This is a genomic window from Azospirillum oryzae (assembly GCF_900177515.1).
GTDB lineage: Bacteria > Pseudomonadota > Alphaproteobacteria > Azospirillales > Azospirillaceae > Azospirillum > Azospirillum oryzae_A.
The window spans coordinates 312,144-325,472 of sequence record NZ_FXAK01000002.1 but is presented as its reverse complement, the minus strand read 5'-3'; the positions used below and the strand labels follow the sequence as shown (position 1 = coordinate 325,472).

General features: G+C 67.7%; 13 protein-coding genes. 8 read left to right on the top strand and 5 right to left on the bottom strand.

Annotation, left to right across the window (positions count from 1 at the left end):
- Window positions 1-27 precede the first annotated feature (27 nt).
- From B9N97_RS04525 to B9N97_RS04505, 5 genes are all read left to right on the top strand, one after another.
- Window positions 28-873, top strand: coding sequence for a glycosyltransferase family 2 protein (locus B9N97_RS04525; protein WP_085083799.1), 846 nt, complete (start codon window positions 28-30; stop codon window positions 871-873).
- Between the two features lie 94 nt (window positions 874-967).
- Complete coding sequence (locus B9N97_RS04520; protein ID WP_085083797.1) at window positions 968-1,327, top strand: hypothetical protein; 360 nt, start codon at window positions 968-970, stop codon at window positions 1,325-1,327.
- A 103-nt stretch (window positions 1,328-1,430) separates the two neighbouring features.
- Window positions 1,431-2,573: an efflux RND transporter periplasmic adaptor subunit gene (locus B9N97_RS04515; protein WP_085083795.1), complete on the top strand. Its 1,143-nt coding sequence runs from the start codon at window positions 1,431-1,433 to the stop codon at window positions 2,571-2,573.
- Between the two features lie 4 nt (window positions 2,574-2,577).
- Entirely contained in the window at window positions 2,578-5,691 is a 3,114-nt protein-coding gene (locus B9N97_RS04510) for an efflux RND transporter permease subunit (protein WP_085083793.1), read from the top strand.
- Window positions 5,692-5,707: 16 nt separating this feature from the next.
- Entirely contained in the window at window positions 5,708-6,088 is a 381-nt protein-coding gene (locus B9N97_RS04505; protein ID WP_085083791.1) for a response regulator, read from the top strand.
- Between the two features lie 120 nt (window positions 6,089-6,208).
- On the opposite strand, the gene B9N97_RS35490 is transcribed toward B9N97_RS04505, so the two are convergent.
- From B9N97_RS35490 to folK, 3 genes are all read right to left on the bottom strand, one after another.
- Window positions 6,209-6,367, bottom strand: coding sequence for a hypothetical protein (locus B9N97_RS35490; protein WP_167393189.1), 159 nt, complete (start codon window positions 6,365-6,367; stop codon window positions 6,209-6,211).
- Window positions 6,368-6,663: 296 nt separating this feature from the next.
- Window positions 6,664-7,071: a dihydroneopterin aldolase gene (locus B9N97_RS04500; RefSeq protein WP_244560555.1), complete on the bottom strand. Its 408-nt coding sequence runs from the start codon at window positions 7,069-7,071 to the stop codon at window positions 6,664-6,666.
- A gap of 124 nt (window positions 7,072-7,195) precedes the next feature.
- On the bottom strand, window positions 7,196-7,726 hold the full coding sequence (gene folK / locus B9N97_RS04495) for a 2-amino-4-hydroxy-6-hydroxymethyldihydropteridine diphosphokinase (RefSeq protein ID WP_085083787.1): 531 nt from the start codon (window positions 7,724-7,726) through the stop codon (window positions 7,196-7,198).
- Between the two features lie 229 nt (window positions 7,727-7,955).
- Between folK and B9N97_RS04490 the strand changes: the two genes are divergently transcribed.
- The 3 genes from B9N97_RS04490 (at window position 7,956) to B9N97_RS04480 (ending at window position 9,793) form a co-directional block, all read left to right on the top strand.
- Window positions 7,956-8,384: a hypothetical protein gene (locus B9N97_RS04490; protein ID WP_244560554.1), complete on the top strand. Its 429-nt coding sequence runs from the start codon at window positions 7,956-7,958 to the stop codon at window positions 8,382-8,384.
- Window positions 8,385-8,547: 163 nt separating this feature from the next.
- Window positions 8,548-9,282, top strand: a complete 735-nt coding sequence (locus B9N97_RS04485; RefSeq protein ID WP_085083783.1) for an SRPBCC family protein — start codon at window positions 8,548-8,550, stop codon at window positions 9,280-9,282.
- A 130-nt stretch (window positions 9,283-9,412) separates the two neighbouring features.
- On the top strand, window positions 9,413-9,793 hold the full coding sequence (locus B9N97_RS04480; protein WP_085083781.1) for a c-type cytochrome: 381 nt from the start codon (window positions 9,413-9,415) through the stop codon (window positions 9,791-9,793).
- 108 nt (window positions 9,794-9,901) lie between these two features.
- On the opposite strand, the gene pepN is transcribed toward B9N97_RS04480, so the two are convergent.
- Window positions 9,902-12,571 carry an aminopeptidase N gene (gene pepN, locus B9N97_RS04475; protein WP_085083779.1) on the bottom strand — a complete coding sequence of 890 codons (2,670 nt, stop codon included), beginning with the start codon at window positions 12,569-12,571 and terminating at the stop codon, window positions 9,902-9,904.
- A gap of 139 nt (window positions 12,572-12,710) precedes the next feature.
- On the bottom strand, window positions 12,711-13,328 hold the full coding sequence (locus B9N97_RS04470) for a hypothetical protein (RefSeq protein WP_085083777.1): 618 nt from the start codon (window positions 13,326-13,328) through the stop codon (window positions 12,711-12,713).
- Window position 13,329 lies beyond the last annotated feature (1 nt).

Sequence of the window (13,329 nt, the reverse complement as noted above, 5' to 3'; positions counted from 1 at the left end):
CCGTCGGTGTGGAGGGGGAGCGTTGGAATGCGCGGGAACGGAGCGGGCGTATCGGTCATCATTGCGGCCCACCGCGCCCACGGCACCATCGTCCGGGCGGTGCAAAGCCTGCTGGACCAGGATTGGACGGCGTGGGAGGCGGTGATCGTCAGTGACGACGGCACCGATTACCGCCCGACTCTGCAGGCCGCCGGAATCGACGACCCGCGGCTGGTCTTTGCAAGCACCGGCCGGATCGGTGCCGGGGCGCCCGCCGCGCGCAATGCCGGGCTGGATGCTGCACGACTGGCGCTGGTGGCGCCGCTGGACGCCGACGACCGCTTCCGCCCCGGCCGGCTGTCGGCGCTGATTCCGCTGGCGCTGGCGCGGGGTGCGGCCTTCGACAATGTCGCGGTGGTGCGCGACGAGGACGATTCGCCGCTGCTGCGCCTGTTCGAGGAAGGGCAGGCCCCGGCCCTGCTGGACGGCGAGGGGTTCGTGGCGACCTCCGTGCCGATGTTTCCGGTGGTGCGGCGCGAACTGGTGCCGGGCTGGGACGAGGACGTGAATTTCTGCGACGACGTGGTCTTCAACGTCCGGGTGCTCGACGCGACCGGTCCGGTGCCGCTGGTGGCGACGCCCTTCTACGAGTATCGCCAGCGCGCCGGTTCCATCACCTTTTCCGCCGACAGCGGAGAACGGGCGGAGCGCTGTTACCGCCATGTGCTGGAGCGGCTGGCCGGCGACGGACTGGGCATCCGCGACGACGGGCTTCGCCATCGGTTCGCGCAGGCCATCGCCGGCAAGCGCGCCCGCAACGCCGCCTATGAGGCCGCCTTCAAGGCCGGCCGCTGCGCCAATTTCCAGGAGTTCCTGGCGCTGGGGAACGGGTAAACCCGGAAAGCCCAAGCTCCCGCTGGCTTTGCTTTACCATTTTGTGTCAGCCTTGCTGCGTCGCACATAGCCGGACCGGACACGGGTAAACTCCATGAACGTCCCGACCAACGCCCCGACCTGCTGCCTCGCCCGCATCCCCGCCAATGGGAAATTCTGGCTGAAGAACGCGCGGGTCCATGACGGATTATGTGACATCCGGATCGAAGACGGCCGGGTCCGCGCCCTGGTGGCGGCCGGCGAGTCGCCCTGCTGCGCGCCGGGACTCGATCTGGAGGGCGGGGAGGTCCGGCGGATGGACGGCGACGGTCCCGTGACGGCCGGCGATCCCGCCGACCTGTGGGTGACGCTGTGCGGCGGCCGGACGGTGCCGATGCGGGGCGGACTGCTGGAGAGTGGAGTGCCTCAGGTCGGGGCCGCGACAAACGGACCGGCGGACGGTTCTGATCGCTGAACCTTCTCGACTCCGGATGTGAACTGAACGATATAGTTCAGTTTGCCCAGCGCCCTCTTCGGTTGCGCTGCGGCAAGGTGAAACCCGTCCGGATCCCGGTCCCATGCGCCACACGCTTCGCATCGCTGCTCTCCTCGTCCTGGCGGCACTCGCCGGCGGGGCCTACTGGTATTTCGTGAAGCAGGGCGGGACAGTCGCCGGGCTGACGGCGATGGTGAGTGGTGCCGTGTCCGGCGGTGCGCCTGCAACCGGGGGTGCCTCAGGTGGCGGAAAGCCGCCGGGCGGTGCGCCGCCGATGCCGGTGGAGGCCGTTCCGGTCCGCATCGGCATGGTGGAGCGGACGGTGACCGCCGTCGGGTCGCTGCTGTCCAACGAATCGGTGGTGATCCGGCCGGAGATCGCCGGCCGCATCAGCGAGATCGCCTTCAAGGAGGGGCAGCGCGTGACCAAGGGCACCGTGCTGGTCCGGCTGGACGACGCCATCGCCCGCGCCACGCTGGCCCAGGCGCAGGCGAGCATCGCCTTCTCCCGTGCCGAGCTGTCGCGCGCCGACCAGCTGGTGCGCCAGAACACCGGCCCGCTGCGCAGCCGCGAACAGGCCTCCGCCAAGCTGCTGGCCGACGAGGCGGCGGTGCAGCTGGCCAGGGCGCAGCTCGACAAGCAGGTCATCACCGCGCCTTTCGACGGTGTGCTGGGGCTGCGCAAGGTGTCGGTCGGCGATTTCGTCCAGGCCGGCAAGGACATCGTGAACCTGGAGGACATCGACACGCTGAAGCTGGACTTCCGCGTGCCGGAGATGTTCCTGCCGGCGGTGAAAGTCGGGCAGACGGTGAAGGTGGCGGTGGATGCCTTCGGCGGGCGCAGCTTCGACGGCACCGTCTATGCCATCGACCCGCTGGTGGACGTGAACGGCCGTGCGCTGGCGATCCGCGCCCGCGTGCCCAACCCGGACGGTTCGCTGCGCCCCGGCCTGTTCGCGCGGGTGTCGCTGACGCTGACCACGGTGCCCGACGCGGTGCTGGTGCCGGAACAGGCCATCGTCGCCTTCGGCAAGGACCAGTATGTCTTCAAGGTGGTCGACGGCAAGGTGGCGCAGACCCGCGTGACGCTGGGCGAACGCCGCAATGCGGAGGTGGAGATTTCCAAGGGCCTCGCCCCCGGCGACATGGTGGTCACCGCCGGCCAGCTGAAAATCCGCGACGGCGCGCCGGTGGCGGTGGTTCCGAACAAGCCGGCCGGGAGCTAAATCCATGGTCCTGTCCGAGATCTCCATCCGCCGTCCCGTCCTGGCGACGGTGATGAGCCTCGCCCTGATGCTGATCGGCATCGTGTCGTACCAGCGCCTGTCGGTGCGCGAATATCCCAAGATCGACGAGCCGGTCGTCACGGTGGAGACGACCTACAAGGGCGCCTCGGCCCAGATCATCGAAAGCCAGGTGACCCAGACGCTGGAGGACAGCCTCGCCGGCATCGAGGGCATCGACGTCATGTCCTCGATCAGCCGGGCGGAGAAGTCGCAGATCACCCTGCGTTTCCGGCTGGACCGCAACGTCGATGTCGCCGCCAGCGACGTGCGCGACCGGGTGGGCCGCGTCCGCGCCGCCCTGCCGTCGGAAATCGACGAACCGGTCATCGCCAAGGTGGAGGCCGACGCCCAGCCGATCATCTATCTCGCCTTCTCCTCCGACCGGCATTCGCCGCTGGAAGTGACGGATTTCGCCGACCGCTACGTCAAGGACCGGCTGCAGAACCTGCCCGGCGTGGCGCAGGTCCGCATCTTCGGCGAGCGCCGCTTCGCCATGCGGCTGTGGCTCGACCCGCAGCGGATGGCCGCCTACCGGGTGACGCCGCAGGATGTCGAGAATGCGCTGCGCAAGCAGAACGTCGAGATTCCGGCCGGCCGCGTCGAGAGCGTGGCGCGCGAGTTTACCGTGGTGTCGGAAACCGACCTGCGCAGCCCGGCGGAGTTCGAGAACATCATCCTGCGCGACGATTCGGGCTATCTGGTCCGGCTGCGCGACATCGGCCGGGCGGAGCTGGGGGCGCTCGACGAGCGGGTCAGCGCCCGCTTCAACGGCCGCGGCGCCGTCGCCATCGGCGTGGTGAAGCAATCCACCGCCAACCCGCTGGACGTGTCGAAGGCGGTCAACGAGGCGCTGCCGAAGATCCGCGCCGCCCTGCCCGAGGGCATGGGGGTGGATGTCGGGTACGACAGCTCGGTCTTCATCGCCAAGTCGATCGACGCGGTGTTCCACACCATCTTCGAAGCGATCATCCTGGTCGTGCTGGTCATCTTCTTCTTCCTGCGCTCGCTGCGGGCGACGCTGGTGCCGCTGGTGACCATCCCGGTGTCGCTGATCGGCGGCTTCGCCCTGATGTACGCCTTCGGCTTCTCCATCAACACGCTGACCCTGCTGTCGATGGTGCTGGCCATCGGTCTCGTCGTCGACGACGCCATCGTCATGCTGGAGAACATCTTCCGCTATGTGGAAGAGGGGATGAACCCGTTCCAGGCGGCGCTGAAGGGATCGCGCGAGATCGGCTTCGCCGTCATCGCCATGACCATCACGCTGGCGGCGGTGTACGCGCCCATCGGTTTCATGACCGGCCGCACCGGGCGGCTGTTCACCGAATTCGCGCTGACGCTGGCCGGAGCGGTCATCGTGTCGGGCTTCGTCGCGCTGACGCTGTCGCCGATGATGTGCTCCAAGCTGCTGAAGCATGAGACGAAGCATGGCCTGATTTATCGGGCCATCGAGCGGTTCCTGGAGGGGATGACCAACGGCTATCGCCGCCTGCTGCGCCTGTCGTTGCGGGCGCGGCCTCTGGTGCTGCTGATCGGGCTGGGCGTCGCGGCGGCGAGTTACGTGCTGTTCACCGGGTTGAAGTCGGAACTGGCGCCGGTCGAGGACCGCGGCACCATCGTCGGCATCGCCATCGCGCCGGAAGGCTCGACGCTCGACTACACCATGGGCTACGCCCAGCGGATGGAGGCGCTGTTCCGCCAGATCCCGGTGCTGGAGAAGTTCTTCGTCGTCGTCGGCTTTCCGGTGGTGAACCAGGGCATCGCCTTCGTCCGCCTGATCGACTGGGACGAGCGCGACGTGAAGCAGCAGACCATCACCGCCCAGCTGTTCCCCAAGATGTTCGGCATCCCCGGCATCCTGGGCTTCGTCACCAACCCGCCCTCGCTGGGGCAGAGCCCGATCGACAAGCCGGTCAACTTCGTCATCCAGACCTCGCTGCCGTTCGAGGAGCTGCAGACGATGGTCAACGCCATGATGGCGGAGGCGCGCAACTTCCCCGGCCTGACCAACCTCGACACCGACCTGAAGCTGAACAAGCCGGAACTGCGGGTCTCGCTCGACCGCGACAAGGCGGCCGATCTGGGGGTGGATGTCGACACCGTCGGCCGCACGCTGGAAACCCTGCTGGGCGGCCGGCAGGTGACGCGCTTCAAGAAGGACGGCAAGCAGTATGACGTGATCGTCCAGGTCGCCAATGTCGACCGCCGCAACCCGGACGACATCGCCGGCATCTATGTCCGCGGCGGCACCAGCGCGACGGGCGGTGCGGGGCAGATGATCTCGCTCGCCAATCTGGTGAAGGTTGAGGAGCGGGTGGCGCCGAAGGAGCTGAACCACTTCAACAAGCTGCGCTCCGCCACCATCACCGCGACGCTGGCGCCGGGGACCTCGCTGGGCGAGGCGCTGGCGGTGATGCAGGCGGCGGCGAACAAGGTGCTGCCGGCCACCGCCCAGACCGACTATGCCGGCCAGAGCCGCGAATTCCGCGAATCGGCGACCGGGCTCTATTTCGTCTTCGTGCTGGCGCTGGCTTTCATCTATCTGGTGCTGGCGGCTCAGTTCGAGAGCTTCATCGATCCCTTCGTCATCATGCTGACGGTGCCGCTGTCGATGACCGGCGCGCTGGCCGCCCTGCAGATGAGCGGCGGGACGATGAACGTCTACAGCCAGATCGGCCTCGTCACCCTGGTCGGCCTCATCACCAAGCACGGCATCCTGATCGTGGAGTTCGCCAACCAACTCCAGCGCGCTGGGACCGACATCCGCAAGGCGGTGGAGGAGGCCGCCGTGCTGCGCCTGCGCCCGATCCTGATGACCACCGGCGCCATGGTGCTGGGTGCCGTGCCGCTGGCCTACGCCAAGGGAGCGGGTGCGGAAAGCCGGCAGGCCATCGGCGCCGTCATCGTCGGCGGCATGACGCTGGGCACGCTGCTGACGCTGTTCGTCGTGCCGACGGTCTACAGCTATCTCGCCCGCAAGAAGCCGATGCGGGATGAGGCTGCGGAGCAGGGTGCGGATGGGGGCTCGGCCCACGGCGTGCCCCATCCGGCGGAGTGAGGGGGAGAGCGGCGCCATGGCCAGCGTGCTGATCATCGACGACGACGACGTGGCCCGCGCGGTGCTTCTGCGCACGCTGACGATGGCCGGTCACGAGGCGGTCGGCGCCCGCGACGGGCTGGAGGGGATGTCGCGGTTCCGCGACCGGCCGGCCGGCCATCCCGTCGATCTGGTCATCACCGACATCTTCATGCCGAACCAGGAGGGGCTGGCGACGATCATGGCGCTGCGGCGCGGCGCGCCGTCGCTGAAGATCATCGCGATTTCCGGCGGCGGCGCCCGCGCCTCGCTGGACGTGCTGCCGGTGGCGGAGGCGCTGGGCGCGCACCGCACCCTGCGCAAGCCCTTCACCCCAGCCGAGGTGATGGAGGTCGTGCGCGAGGTTCTGGAGGGGTGAAGCGTCGTCCCCGAATAGCGAAGCGCCGCTCTCCGGGGAAAGCGGCGCCTCACAGAAAGGGGTTCAGCCGAAGGTTTCTGACCGGGCTTTATCCAGCGCTTGGGTCAGTGTGGCCGCAGGTCAGGCGGCGAGCCGTTCTTCCTGTACTCGGCGGCTCCGGCGAAGGCGTTCGAAAAGCTGCTGGACGCTGTCGGGGCTGATCCCATCGCGCGCCATCACGGCGATCACGATCGGATCTTCGAGCAGTTCGGAAAGGGTCGGCGTCGTGCTGCGGTCCATGCGTCCCTCCCTTAGAGTCCGGCTTCCGGGGGCCGTTGCCGTCCCGGAAGGGGGATCGGCGGACGGTCGAAGCCGGCAATGGCGATTGGCCTAATCCCTGCTGCGCGCTCGTCTCGGCTTTCGGTATCCGGATCGCCGCCGGGGATATACCCCGTCCGGCCCGGATTGTGGGTCTAAAATACAATATGGCGACCATAACTCAGGCCGGGTGATATTGTCACCCGTCCTTTTGTCAACAGGCGCTATATCTTTGTGTTATGCAGTAATGAGCAGCGGCGTGGCGGCGAAGGGCGCGGTCAGGCCAGTCCCGGCCGGCCGCGCGTCAGGCTGGCGCCGGCCGCCGAACCGCCCGAGTCGGCCGCGGGAATGGTGACGTCCACCTGGACCAGGCGCACTTTTGCATGGGACAGGCAGAGGTTCGCGGCGCGGTCGGCCAAGTATTCGGCGCCGGATACGTTGGATTCGGCACAAAGACGACGCAAGTCTTCGACGATGTCCTCGTAAGACATCACCGCGGCGATGTCGTCGGGAAAGCCGGGGCCGGGATGGGTGACGGTCAGCGTCAGGTCGAAGCGGACGTCCGGCCGGTCGGTGCGACCGGCAAGATCCACGGTGGCGGAAAAGCCGCGCACCAGGATGGTGTAGGTGAGCGGCGCGCCGCCCGGCTGGACCAGCATGGTCCGTTTCACGCTATCGTCCGACAACACACTCTCCCGGCCGGCGGACGGGCGCCGGCGTTGCGTTCAGGCCGGCACTATAAGCGGTGCGGCGGCCGCATGCCACCGCACTCGGAGAGTGCATTGGCCACCGCACTCAGGGAGGCGTTCGTCACAGCGTCTCGGCGATGCGGACGACGGTCTCGCGGCCGGGAACCTCGTCGCGCAGGGCGTCGATCCGCCGGTTCAGCACCGGGTGGACGATGTCGGCGGCGATGTCGGCCAGCGGGCAGAGGACGAAGGCACGCTCCGCCATGCGGGGGTGGGGGATTTCCAGATCATGCTCCGTCACCACGCGGTCGGCGTAGAGCAGGATGTCGACGTCGATGGGGCGCGGGCCGAAGCGCAGGCCGCCGAGATCGCGGCCCAGCGTCGCCTCGATCTCCTTCAGGAAGCGCAGCAGTTCCAAGGGGCCGAGGCGGGTGGTGCCGCGCACCGCCATGTTCAGGAAGGCCGGCTGGTCGGTCACATACATCGGAGCCGTCTCGTACAGGGCGGACTGCGCGTCGATCTCCACCGCCGCGCCCAGCCGCCGGATCGCCTCGGCGAGGTTGGCGGCGCGGTCGCCCATGTTGCCGCCGAGTGCGAGATACACCGTCACGGCGGAGGCGGCGGGAGAAGGGGGAGGCGTAAGCTCGGCCATGGCGTCGGCGGTTCCGATATGCTGGTATGGACTGTGGACGGAACTCCTAGCAAATCCGCGCCTGTCCGTCACTTCCGGGCCGCATTGCTCCTTCGGGGAACGGACGGGCGGCGGCGGGGTTTCAGGACTGTATCAACCGGTTGAGAAGAACCCGGCGATGACACGATATTCTGGTGGAGGACGAGACATGGGCCAAGGGACGGGTAAGGCGAGGAGCGTGGGCGCTGCGATGATCCTTCTCGGCGGCGCGGCCGCCATCCTTGCCGGCTGCGCCACCGGTCCCGATCCGGAGATCGCGCGCCGCGCCCAGACCGCCATGGTCGGCATGCCCAAGGCCGACCTGCTGGCCTGCGCCGGCGTGCCGGACCGTCAGGCGACGGCGGCGGGCCGCGAATACTACACCTATGTCGCCCGTCCGGCGGTGGCCTACAGCCCCGGCAGCAGCATCGGCATCGGTGCCGGCAGCTTCGGCGGCAGCGGCGGGGTGGGGCTCGGCCTCGGCTTCGGGGTGCCGGTCGGCGGCAACACCTCGACCGGCTGCGAGGCGACGGTGGTGATCGGCACGCGCGGCACGGTGGAGCAGGTCAGCTACCCGGCCGGCGCCACATTGTCGGCCTGCACGCCGATCGTCAGCAACTGCATGGCGCCGCGCGGGTGAGGGAGCCGGCGCCGCCTTTAAGACTTTGAGATGAGGACGCCGGGGCTGTCGCAGCGCCCGGTAATACCATATTCTCGACCGTAACCCCGGCCGCAGCCGGGGCGGGAGACGCCCGCGAAGGGCCGCATCAGGGTTGCCATCAGGGTTGGAGGAACCACGAACCATGGATATGAGCGGAAGCCACCGGATCGAGGCCAGCCGCGACGCGGTGTGGGCGGCGCTGAACGATCCGGAGATCCTGCGCCAGTGCATCCCCGGCTGCGAGGAGGTGGTCCGGCAGTCCGACACCGAGATGACGGCGAAGGTCGTCGCCAAGGTCGGTCCGGTCAGCGCCAAGTTCGCCGGCAAGGTCACCCTGTCCGACCTGGACCCGCCCAACGGCTACACCATCACCGGCGAAGGGTCGGGCGGGGCGGCCGGCTTCGGCAAGGGCGGCGCCACCGTGACGCTGGCCGACGATGGCGGCGCCACGCTGCTGAGCTACACCGCCAAGGCCCAGGTCGGCGGCAAGCTGGCGCAGATCGGCTCCCGGCTGGTCGACGCCACCGCCCGCAAGATGGCGGAGGAGTTCTTCGCCCGCTTCACCCAGATCGTCGGCCCGGCGCCCGCTGAAACGGCGCCCGCTGACACGGTGTCTGTGGCTGAACCGGTGGCGGCCCCGGCGGCGACCGAGGCGGCTCCCCAGCCCGCGGCCCGGCCCGCCGTCTACTCCGACCCCGCGCCGGCCGCCGCACCCGCTACGAAGCCTGCCACCCGCATGGCGGAGCCGCCGCCGGAGATCCCGCTGCCGCTGCCGGTCGGCCGCGGCAAGGGGGGCGGAACCGGCAATTTCTATGTGCCGTGGGCTGCAATCCTTGTGGTTGTGGTTCTGTTCGCGGCGCTTGCCTGGATGAATTAGCGCGGCAAATTGTTCATTGGTCGTACGGCGGCATCAAAGGGGGTTCGAGCCCCTTGCGGAATGTGTATGCTGCCGCGCGATTCCGGCCGGCGCCGTCGGCCGGTGGATCCATCGGAAGGGAAGCCGAAGAATGAAGAAGCTGTTGATGGGCGTTGCCGCCATCGCCGCGGTCGTGATGGGTGCCGGTGCCGCCCAGGCGGCCGATGCCGCGGCCGGCAAGGATGTCTTCAAGGTCTGCATGGCCTGCCACACCGCCGAGCAGGGCAAGAACAAGGTCGGTCCGTCGCTGTTCGGCGTCGTCGGCCGTCCGGCCGCGTCGGTCGAGGGCTTCAAGTATTCCGCCCCGATGAAGGAGAAGGCCGCCGGCGGCCTGGTCTGGACCCCGGAGAACCTGGACGCCTACATCAAGGCGCCGAAGGAAATCGTCCCGGGCGGCACCATGGCCTTCGCCGGCCTGAAGGACGACGCAAAGCGCGCCGACCTGATCGCCTTCCTGGCTGAGCAGAAGTAAGACCGCATCCTCCGGTCCGGCGGCCGGAGAATCGCGGACGGCATAAGGGCCGGTGGTGACGCCACCGGCCCTTTGCTTATGTGCCCGGTCCTTAGACTCCCCCGAGTCTCAGCCGGCGGCCTCCAGGCTCTTGCTCGCGACCTCGTAGACGTCCGGAGACAGGCCCGGCGTCGCGACGATCCGCTGCAACTCTGCCTTCATCAGCCCCTGACGGGCCGCGTCATAGCGCCGCAGGCGGGAGAAGGGACCCATCAGACGGGCTGCAACCTGCGGGTTCATCGGATCCAGGCGCAGGACCTGATCGGCCAGGAAGCGATAGCCGGCGCCGCTGGCGTCATGGAAGCGGACCGGGTTGCCGTTGGCGAAGCCGCCGATCAGCGCATAGACCTTGTTCGGGTTCCGGATCTCGAAGGCCGGATGGCCGAGCAGGGCGGTGACGCGGGCCAGCGTGTCGGCGCGGTGCGACATCGCCTGCACGCTGAACCACTTGTCGACCACCAGCGCCTCGCCCTTCCAGCGCTCATAGAAGTCGGCCAGTGCCTTCTCCCCTTCCGGCGAGGCGGCGTTGGACAGGAACTGCAGCGCCGCGATCTCGTCGGTCATGCCCTGGGCGCTGCGGTACTGCGTCAGGCACAGCTCCAGCGCCTCCGCGTCCTCCAGCGCCATCAGGTAAGCAAGGCACAGGTTCTTCAGCGCCCGCTTGCCGATGGCCTCGGCATCGACGGAGAAGGGCTCCTGGCTGCTGTTGCGGCGATAGAGGTCGAGGAACTTGGCGCGCAGCCGCCCGGCCAGCGTCTTGCGCGCGAACTCCCGCACCGCATGGATGGCGTCGGGATCGACCACCGGCATCTGGGTGCCGAGATAGGCCTCGGTCGGCAGCACCAGCGCCTGGGCGGCGAAGGCGGGGTCACGCTGCGCATCGTCCAGGATCTTGGCGAAGGCGTCGGCATAGCCCTCCGGCAGCACCAGATCGCGTCCGGCCTGCCGGTCGGCGACGAGGTTCAGCAGGATTCGGGTGCCGAGAATCTGCCCGGCCTCCCACCGGTTGAAGGCATCGCTGTCATGCGCCATCAGGAAGGTGAGGTCGGTGTCGGTCAGGTCGGTCTTCAGCTTGACCGGGGCCGAGAAGCCGCGCAGCAGCGACGGCACCGGCCGGGCCGGGATGTCGTGGAAGGTGAAGCTCTGGTTTTCCGCCGTCACATGCAGGATGCGGCTGGTGCCGGCGCCCGTCACTTCGCCCTTGTCCTCACCGTCCAGGCGCAGCGGCAGGTCCTGCCCGTCGGGGCCGAGCAGGCCGACCACCAGCGGGATGTGCATCGGCTGCTTGACCGGCTGGCCAGGCGTCGGCGGCACCGTCTGCTTCACCGTCAGGGTGTAGGTCTTGGACGCCGAATCGTAGCTGCCGGCGATGTCCAGCTCCGGCGTGCCGGACTGGCGGTACCACAGCTGGAACTGGGTCAGGTCGACGCCGCTGGCATCGGCCATGGCGGCGACGAAATCGTCGCAGGTCACCGCCTGCCCATCATGGCGCTGGAAGTAAAGGTCGGTGCCCTTGCGGTACTTTTCCGGCCCCAGCAGGGTGTGGATCATGCGGATGACTTCCGCACCCTTGTTGTAGACGGTGGGGGTGTAGAAGTTGTTGATCTCGACATAGCTGTCCGGGCGCACCGGATGGGCCATGGCCCCGGCATCCTCCTGGAACTGCACGGTGCGCAGCCCCTGGACGTCGGCGATGCGCTTCACCGCGCGGGAATGCATGTCGGACGAGAATTCCTGGTCGCGGAAGACGGTCAGCCCTTCCTTCAGCGACAGCTGGAACCAGTCGCGGCAGGTGACGCGGTTGCCGGTCCAGTTGTGGAAATACTCGTGCGCGACCACCGCCTCGATATTGAGGAAATCGGTGTCGGTCGCGGTTTCCGGCTTGGCCAGTATGTATTTGGTGTTGAAGACGTTGAGCGACTTGTTTTCCATCGCCCCCATGTTGAAATCGCCGACCGCGACGATGTTGAAGATGTCGAGGTCGTATTCCAGGCCATAGACCTCCTCATCCCAACGCATCGACTTGATGAGCGAGCGCATGGCGTGGTCGATCTTGTCCTCGTTCCCCGGCTCGACATAGATGCGGAGCGTGACGTCGCGGCCGGAGGCGGTGCGGAACCGGTCCTCGCCATGGACGAGGCTGCCGGCGACCAGCGCGAACAGGTAGCAGGGTTTGGGGAAGGGGTCTTCCCAGCGCGCCCAGTGGCGCCCGCCCTCCAGATCGCCGGACGCGGCGAGGTTGCCGTTGGACAGCAGCACCGGATAGCGCGCCTTGTCGGCGGTGATGGTGGTGCTGTAGCGCGCCATCACGTCCGGCCGGTCCATGAAGTAGGTGATCTTGCGGAAGCCTTCCGCCTCGCATTGCGTGCAGAAATTGCCGAAGGACTTGTAGAGCCCTTCCAGCGCCGTGTTCTCCTGCGGCTTGATGCGGACGACGGTTTCCAGGGTGAAGCTGTCCGGCACCTCCAGCACGATCAGGTGATCGGGGGTGACGGTATAGTCGTCCGGTCCCAGCGTCCGCCCGTCCAGTGCCACCGACACCAGATCCAGCCTCTGCCCGTCGAGCGACAGCGGCTCCGTCGCGGCATCGGGGCGGGCCGGGTTGCGGCGGATCGCCAGCACCGTGCGGACGGTGGTGACATCCTCGCCCAAATCGACGAACAGGTCGACCGTGTCGATCAGATGCGCCGGCGGGCGATAGTCCTGAAGCCGGATGGCCTTCGGCGTGCCTTTGTCCATGTGCCTTGTCTCTGGTCTGTGTCTGTCTTGCGGATCAAGCCGTTCGGGACAGGTCCGAGGGACAAGGACTGTAGCAAGGCGGGACCGGGCTGTCTTGAGTGGGAATGGGGGAGGGGCGCGGAGGCCCCCCGGGAATGTCCTATCTCTTGACCTGCGCGACCTTCAGCAGGGTGAAGGCGCCCATCTGGTCGATGTATTGCTGATAGAAGAAGCGCCATTTCTTGCCGTTGCGCACGCCCACCAGCGTGACCTTCACCGCGTCGGTGCCCGGCACGTTCATGTATTGCGACTTGTGCAGGGTGGTGGCGTGCATGCGCATGCCCTGGCGCAGCCCTGTCTCGTCGATCCGGCCTTCGGAGGTCTGCAGGTTGCCGTGGGAGGCGGAGTAGGTGCCGCCGCCATGGTCGCTGAAGCCGAAGGAGCAGCCGTCCATCGTCGGCGTGAACATCACGTCGGCCTCGTCCTCCAGCACGACGAGATGCTTAAAATCCTGATCGTAGGGCAGCCAGTATGCGTTCCAACTGCCCGGCCGGTTGCCCTGGTCGTAGCGCACCGACCAGACATCGACGTTCTTGGTCGAGAATTGCGAGACGATGCCGGTGCCCTTGCGGGTGCAGGTCATGCCGTCGTCGCTGAGGCTGAAGCTCTTGACGCCGCCGACGCGGTAGTTCGGCTGGTAGGCCTGATACTGGATCCAGATCAGGTTGTTCTTGAGGAAGCTTTCCGGGTTCGCGACCAGATCGGCGATGTTCGGCATG

What these genes read in the sequence shown, in the direction of transcription:
- B9N97_RS04525 (WP_085083799.1), top strand. Translation starts at nt 28, where the DNA reads ATGCGCGGGAACGGAGCGGGCGTATCGGTCATCATTGCGGCCCACCGC.
- B9N97_RS04520 (WP_085083797.1), top strand. Translation starts at nt 968, where the DNA reads ATGAACGTCCCGACCAACGCCCCGACCTGCTGCCTCGCCCGCATCCCC.
- B9N97_RS04515 (WP_085083795.1), top strand. Translation starts at nt 1,431, where the DNA reads ATGCGCCACACGCTTCGCATCGCTGCTCTCCTCGTCCTGGCGGCACTC.
- B9N97_RS04510 (WP_085083793.1), top strand. Translation starts at nt 2,578, where the DNA reads ATGGTCCTGTCCGAGATCTCCATCCGCCGTCCCGTCCTGGCGACGGTG.
- B9N97_RS04505 (WP_085083791.1), top strand. Translation starts at nt 5,708, where the DNA reads ATGGCCAGCGTGCTGATCATCGACGACGACGACGTGGCCCGCGCGGTG.
- B9N97_RS35490 (WP_167393189.1), bottom strand. Translation starts at nt 6,367, where the DNA reads ATGGACCGCAGCACGACGCCGACCCTTTCCGAACTGCTCGAAGATCCG.
- folK (WP_085083787.1), bottom strand. Translation starts at nt 7,726, where the DNA reads ATGGCCGAGCTTACGCCTCCCCCTTCTCCCGCCGCCTCCGCCGTGACG.
- B9N97_RS04490 (WP_244560554.1), top strand. Translation starts at nt 7,956, where the DNA reads ATGATCCTTCTCGGCGGCGCGGCCGCCATCCTTGCCGGCTGCGCCACC.
- B9N97_RS04485 (WP_085083783.1), top strand. Translation starts at nt 8,548, where the DNA reads ATGGATATGAGCGGAAGCCACCGGATCGAGGCCAGCCGCGACGCGGTG.
- B9N97_RS04480 (WP_085083781.1), top strand. Translation starts at nt 9,413, where the DNA reads ATGAAGAAGCTGTTGATGGGCGTTGCCGCCATCGCCGCGGTCGTGATG.
- pepN (WP_085083779.1), bottom strand. Translation starts at nt 12,571, where the DNA reads ATGGACAAAGGCACGCCGAAGGCCATCCGGCTTCAGGACTATCGCCCG.
- B9N97_RS04470 (WP_085083777.1), bottom strand. Translation starts at nt 13,328, where the DNA reads ATGCCGAACATCGCCGATCTGGTCGCGAACCCGGAAAGCTTCCTCAAG.